Here is a 6,178-nt window from a genome sequence, read left to right as displayed (position 1 = left end):
ACCGATAGAGTCAGCCGTACAGGCGCCCGCCGTGATCAGACCCTGAGTTTCACCGTCGATAGAAATATAACATGGAGTTGGCATAGTAAAATCCTTAGAGGTTGTGTGTAATAACACTTACTCTTAATCAAAAATCGTGCCAAAATGAAAATGTATATATTTCAACAATTTAAGCATTTATTAATATACGAGCTGGGCAACTTTTTGCTCGAATCGAGCAAGATCTTGCTCAGACCGAGCAAAAAGTTGCCCGGAAGCAAAAAATGCACCGAGGAGACTGTGAACAATCACAAATGATGAAAAATCAGAAAATACCCCACTGCTACAGAGGGGTCGTTCGCAACAGTATGGTTTGCTATCCAGTGTGTTGCGAACACGTTAAGTGATAGGAGCTGCCTAATCTGAGGCGCTTATTTTGCATTTTCGTACTTAGAAACTCATCTAAGCACTCTTCTTCACCGCACTTCGTTTACCAAGCAAGTAACCTAGCCCTAGAGGTGCGAAGAATATCGCGACGATAAACAGGACAAAATAGATAATGGTACTCTTAATCAGTTCCACCAACTTGTCCATCGCTAGTGTCAGCACGTCTTGTGACACCTTATCGAGATCCTGAGTAAATTTCTCTCTCTCTGCACTGACGATCAAAGCAATCTCTGCACGCTCTCGAGCGACCATCTCCTCTAGCGCCTGACGTTCAAGACTCAATTGGTCGAGGCGCGCCGAGGTACGAACATCGATATCATTAACCAGCGGCTGCAACTGAATCGCCATCTGTTTGGCAAGGTTCTCCATATACTCTGGGTTGTTTTCTACAAAGTCCTGAAAAGATTCAGAAGTGGCCTGCAAACTTTGTAGCGTCGCCGTTAACTGCTCACCACTAATGCTGCTGTTCATCGCGATCAATTGCGCTTTCCAAGTCATTATCTTTGGCGTCTGCTCAGAGACAAGACTCAATCGGTCCGACACATCACCAAGCGCCTCAGGCATGGTACCCAACGTCGAGACAGCTTCACTTTCACTGATTTGGTTTGCTTCTAACCAAGCACGATATGCGGGAGTTCTAATAAAACTTAAGTCTTCAAATGGGTGCTTAGCGGCAAACTCAGCCACAAATGTTTTAGTCGTGTTATAGCGACTTCCCTTTAGCAAAGAGTGGGCTAAGTTATCGATTTCTTGAGATAGCCTTTGCGAGACTTGCTTGGCATCGGATGTGACAAATAGCTCACTACCCGCACCAGAGTTAAAGAATTGATTCATCTGCTCCGTGAAGACCCAGCTATCGATCAGAGCTGCGGTTGGAGAAACTTGATACGCTGAACGTTGTAACCCTTCTTCGGCGTTGATCTTCCATAGCAAGACATAAGATTGGTTAACCTTGTCTTGAGGCTGATAATTGGCAGCGATAGTATCCGCTGCTTGTTCAACCTGAGAAAAGAACTGCTGGGTGTATTCACGAGTGAGCAGCCTCATATTAAGTTCTTGCTGCGTTAACGGCGTCGTTTGACTATCCAGTTTAACTTCTAGCAGGGAACAGCCACTCAATGGCAATAACAGTAAAAACAACCAAATGACGGAAGAGCGACGCATTAACTAAACCTCAGATTGAGCGAATAAAAACAAGCTCGATAGTTTATCGATTGAAAGTCAGTATACCGTCAATTTCACTGATTATTATGCTCTTTTAAGAAAAGTCTGGCTTCTGAGATCGCTCTTTCCAGACGCCAAGTCAGCTCATCTAGTAAATCTGGCACCAGAGTAATATCGTCTTTGATTGCCACCTCTACTTTACCGGCTGCTTGACGTAGTTTAGTAGCGCCGAGATTGCCGCCCACCCCCTTGAGACTATGGGCTTTTCTTTGCGCTTCTTCAGGGGAATCTGTCAACAATAGCGTAATCTGCTCACCGTCTTTATGGTGGTCCACGATGAACACTTCCAACAACATGCACACCGATTCCATATCGTTGTTCAACGATTCAAGCATTTTTTCAAAGTTAATCTCAGGCTCATCTGATGCATTGTGAAAGGTGTTTTTTCTTACTGGCGTATCATCCGGAACAACTTCGATGGCAGTGGAGGCTTCGACCTCTTGCTCTGACTCCTCTCCCTGCTGAGACACCGCCTGACGAGTATGACGATAAGCAAGGGGGAGCATCAGTAATACTGCCAGCATAAAAGTCAAAGTAATCAATAACCCCAACCAAATATGCTTCATCAACAATTGATCGTAGGCCATTCTTTGAATATCAATTTGAGCATAGACATCGTGCGTCATCAGTTTATCGACGATGTACTGCCCTTGCGCGTACCCCCCTAAAACCAACGAAATCTGGGCTAAGACTTGTTGCAGATCCCGTCGTGCGTCCTTTGGTAACTGGGCAGACAACGAGTAGATTTGGTCTAATTCTCGGTAGATTTTAGGACTCGATTTCCGGTCGCTGAAAATCGCTTCTAGAACATTGGCACTGATTCGGTAGTAGAGCAGCGATAATTCGGCATCATTTGAGTATCGTTCACGTTTAAGGCGAACCTGCTCGACAAGGGTCAGCAGATCTAAATTGTTATCCAAGTAGATCTGTGTTTGCTCTATAAATCGGTCGGTAGTAAAAAGTAACTGATTGACATCTGGTAGGTACCAACTTTTCTGATAATGCGCATCGATTTGTAATCGAAGAGCATAGATAAGCTGTAGATCGAGTGATTGCGAGTCCGCCATATGGACGCGATAAGGCGTGTCAAACGAGAAAGTCTCTCGCAAGTCTTGAATACTGCTGCCGAGCTCATAGATTTGCTCTTTCGTCGCATTTATCGAGCGATAACTGTTTGCGAGTACTGCAATGCAAGCGACCCACACACACAGTAACAACCACCCGATTTTAAGCGCCTTACCTTCCATGCTCCCGCCTAAATAGATTATTTCCCTTTAATACAAGAATATACACTATATAGAGGAAGTGGAGGACTAACTGGCAAAATATTGCAGTCAGTCCAGTTCTTATACCAATTATCTATTTCGAGTCAGTTGATCACGTAGATTTGGTGGTGTGCCTTTGATGGTTAGCGTGTCTGTTTCTGGATCGTAGAAAATGCGCTCACCAAGTAACAAACTATCGAAGCTGACATTCAAACCACCACCAGCACCAACGTATTTGGTGAGTTTGCGTACGGCGGCACGATCACCAGGAAAGCTCTCTTCCAACTGATATCCCTGCTCTTGTGTGTAGTCCAAGAAACTGGTGCCATCTTGTGATGGAGGTAACTCTCCAGATAATTCTCTCACCTGAACTTCATCGCCAGATTTGATTTGTTCATTACAGTAATCTGCCACCTGTTTCTTGTAGCTGATCACTTCCTCTTTTTCGAGCTTAGAATCCGCACAGAAATCTTCGACCGCTTGCATCAATACTTGGTTTTGTACTTTGGCGTCTAGACCCACTTCTGCTTGCAGAAAATCAAGGAAGAAATCCGCAACCTTACGTCCAACGCGTCCTTTGATGTAAGCGAGGTAACGGTTGGAATCTTTGTCCGTCTCAAAGCTGGTCAAATCGATTCGTGCGGCAATATCCATTTTTGATAAATCAAGATAATCTGTTGCGCTGATGTCCAACCCTTCCGTAACCTTCAAACTCTGATTAGAAGGAATAATCGCTACAAAAAGGTAGTCAGTAGCCAGTGACTGATATTCAGCAATAACCAAAATGCCTTCATCAGCAAATGGGTATTTAGATAGCTCATCCTTCAGACGGTTGGCACTGAGCTGGGAGAAATCATAAAAATTTTGATTTCCTTGACGCAATTCTTGCAACCAGACCTGAAAATCGCTGTCTGATTTAAAGCTGCCGAAGCCTTTGCCTGCTTTTGAATTGAACACTCGATGCAGTTCAGCCACTAGATTTTCGGTAGAAGAATCGTTAGCGAGAGACTCGGTTCGAAAGTTAACAACCAGTTCATCGGCATCGTTTTTTTGCAGTTGATGAAGAATAACGTTTGAAAGATGAAGACTCATGATGAAATTTATCGCTGCGTAGGTTTCAGTTGCGTGGCATTGTAGGTTATCATAAGCCGCTTTACTATCATCATAAGAGTCTTTATGCCGATTACATCTAAATACAGCGACGAACAAGTTGAACGAATCCTAACGGAGATCGCCGCAGTACTTGAAAAACATTCTGCTGGCCCAGAGCTTGCATTAATGATTGCGGGTAATATCGCTACCAATGTCTTAAATCACGATATTGCTGCTTCACAACGCAAAGCAATTGCTGAAAAATTCGCAGAAGCGCTTGTTTCTTCTGTAGAAACTAAAAAACACTAAGAACAATAACGGATAATAGAACACTTACATGGTTGATAACGGAAATACATACGGCGAACGCGTATCGCGGTTAGTGGGTTGGGGGCACTGGTTTGCCTTTTTCAACATCATCGCAGCAATGCTGATCGGAACCCGTTATATCACTCAATCTCCGTGGCCTGAAACACTACTAGGACAATTCTACCTAGCAGTATCGTGGGTTGGTCACTTTGGTTTCCTTGTCTTTGCCTTATACCTACTTGTTCTATTTCCGCTGACCTTTATCATTCCGTCACGTAAGCTGTTCCGCTTACTGGCGGTCTGTTTTGCAACAGTCGGTTTAACTGTACTGCTGGTCGACACGCAAGCCTACCAAACCATCAATTTGCACTTGACCCCTGTGGTATGGGAAGTGCTATTTAGCGATGAAGGCTCGACGCTAACCGTAGACTTGCAGCACTTATTTATCGTCCTGCCACTGATATTCTTATTGCAGCTTGCCTTATCTGAATGGGTGTGGCGTAAGCAACGTAAGTTGTCGCACAAACATGTTGGCCGTCCGATCGCGGCACTGTTTTTTGTTAGCTTTATCTCAAGCCATCTGATTTATGTCTGGGCTGACGCGTATTTTTATAACCCAATCACAGCTCAGCGCGCGAACTTCCCTCTCTCCTACCCGATGACCGCGAAGTCATTCATGGAAAGACACGGGCTGCTTGACCGCGAAGAGTATTTATTGCGCTTAGAACAAAGCCAAGATAGCAACGAGCTAGTACGCTATCCACTGGAAAAAATTGAGTTTGACCGTCGTGCAAACGCACTTAACGTTTTGGTTGTTAGCGTCAATAACCTACGCTCCGACGTACTGACGAAAGAAACGATGCCTGCGGCTTATCAGTTCGCGCAACAGAACCAGAACTTTACCAACCATTACAGCTCAAGTAATGACTCATTTGGTACCTTCGGTCTGTTCTATGGATTACCTAGCAGCTACTCAAGCAGCATTAAGGCACAGGGCTCTAAGCCTATCCTTATAGACACTCTTATCGAAAAGCAGTATCAATTCGGTCTGTTTAGCGGCGATAACTTTGATGAACCTCTTTACGGTGAAACGGTTTTCCGCGGTATGAACTTTACTGGTATTGCCTTTAACGACACTCAATCACCAGACTCGCTAGCGATCCAAGCTTGGGCAGATTGGGCAAAACAACAAGGCAATAAACCTTGGTTTAGTTACATTGAACTGACGACCGTCGATAACTTTAACACATACGACAGCGGTGAAGCTCAGTCAGCAGCAAACAAATTGATCGCTGGCTATAAAAAATCGGTGGCAACGGCTGACCTAGAGATCGCTCAGCTGCTCAAAGAAATCAATACGCTTGAGCTCAGTGATTCAACCGTGATCATCATTACCTCTAACCACGCTACAGAGTTTAACGAGACGAAAACCAATAGCTGGGGTTCAAACTCAAACTACAGTCGTTACCAGTTACAGGTTCCAATGATCATTCACTGGCCAGGTAAAGTTGCCGCTGAATATCAGCATAGAACAAGCCACCTTGATATGTCGGTCACTCTGCTTCAAGACTTACTCGGCGTATCGTCGAACCCAAGTGATTTCAGTAGTGGTCGTAATCTGTTTGACGAACGCAAACGCAGATGGATCTTGGCAGGCGATTCGCGCGATTTAGCCTTAATTACCACCAAAGACACCACAGTCATTGATAAGTTTGGCAACTACAAACTCTATGACGAGAATTACCAACGTCTAAAAGATGAGAACCCAACTTTGCCAGTTCTGATGCAAGGCTTGACTGAATTGCAGCGTTTTTACGCAAAAAGCAACTAAATCATAGCGTTATAGGATTGACCCACAGCGT

Annotated in this window: 5 protein-coding genes and 1 pseudogene; 2 read left to right on the top strand and 4 right to left on the bottom strand. The window is 44.5% G+C overall.

Translation table 11 applies throughout. The features are described 5' to 3' along the window. The 4 genes and pseudogenes from QTN95_RS10185 to yejK form a co-directional block, all read right to left on the bottom strand. A pseudogene (locus QTN95_RS10185) lies at nt 1-84 on the bottom strand (type VI secretion system tube protein Hcp); the annotation flags it as partial. 357 nt (nt 85-441) lie between these two features. After that, entirely contained in the window at nt 442-1,590 is a 1,149-nt protein-coding gene (locus QTN95_RS10180) for a chemotaxis protein (RefSeq protein ID WP_331417397.1), read from the bottom strand. Between the two features lie 74 nt (nt 1,591-1,664). Next, nucleotides 1,665-2,897, bottom strand: coding sequence for an Hpt domain-containing protein (locus QTN95_RS10175; RefSeq protein ID WP_331417396.1), 1,233 nt, complete (start codon nt 2,895-2,897; stop codon nt 1,665-1,667). A gap of 108 nt (nt 2,898-3,005) precedes the next feature. After that, on the bottom strand, nt 3,006-4,007 hold the full coding sequence (yejK, locus tag QTN95_RS10170) for a nucleoid-associated protein YejK (protein ID WP_138973578.1): 1,002 nt from the start codon (nt 4,005-4,007) through the stop codon (nt 3,006-3,008). Between the two features lie 84 nt (nt 4,008-4,091). Between yejK and QTN95_RS10165 the strand changes: the two genes are divergently transcribed. Next, on the top strand, nt 4,092-4,316 hold the full coding sequence (locus QTN95_RS10165) for a YejL family protein (RefSeq protein ID WP_138973579.1): 225 nt from the start codon (nt 4,092-4,094) through the stop codon (nt 4,314-4,316). A 28-nt stretch (nt 4,317-4,344) separates the two neighbouring features. After that, on the top strand, nt 4,345-6,147 hold the full coding sequence (locus tag QTN95_RS10160) for a DUF3413 domain-containing protein (protein WP_331417395.1): 1,803 nt from the start codon (nt 4,345-4,347) through the stop codon (nt 6,145-6,147). Nucleotides 6,148-6,178: the final 31 nt, after the last annotated feature.

It is taken from the genome of Vibrio sp. M260112, assembly GCF_036533775.1.
GTDB lineage: Bacteria > Pseudomonadota > Gammaproteobacteria > Enterobacterales > Vibrionaceae > Vibrio.
The sequence above is the reverse complement of the archived record's forward strand: the minus strand, read 5'-3'. Positions and strand labels throughout refer to the sequence as shown.

Excerpts from the sequence above, each read along its gene's own strand:
- QTN95_RS10180 (WP_331417397.1), bottom strand. The coding sequence starts at position 1,590 with ATGCGTCGCTCTTCCGTCATTTGGTTGTTTTTACTGTTATTGCCATTG.
- QTN95_RS10175 (WP_331417396.1), bottom strand. The coding sequence starts at position 2,897 with ATGGAAGGTAAGGCGCTTAAAATCGGGTGGTTGTTACTGTGTGTGTGG.
- yejK (WP_138973578.1), bottom strand. The coding sequence starts at position 4,007 with ATGAGTCTTCATCTTTCAAACGTTATTCTTCATCAACTGCAAAAAAAC.
- QTN95_RS10165 (WP_138973579.1), top strand. The coding sequence starts at position 4,092 with ATGCCGATTACATCTAAATACAGCGACGAACAAGTTGAACGAATCCTA.
- QTN95_RS10160 (WP_331417395.1), top strand. The coding sequence starts at position 4,345 with ATGGTTGATAACGGAAATACATACGGCGAACGCGTATCGCGGTTAGTG.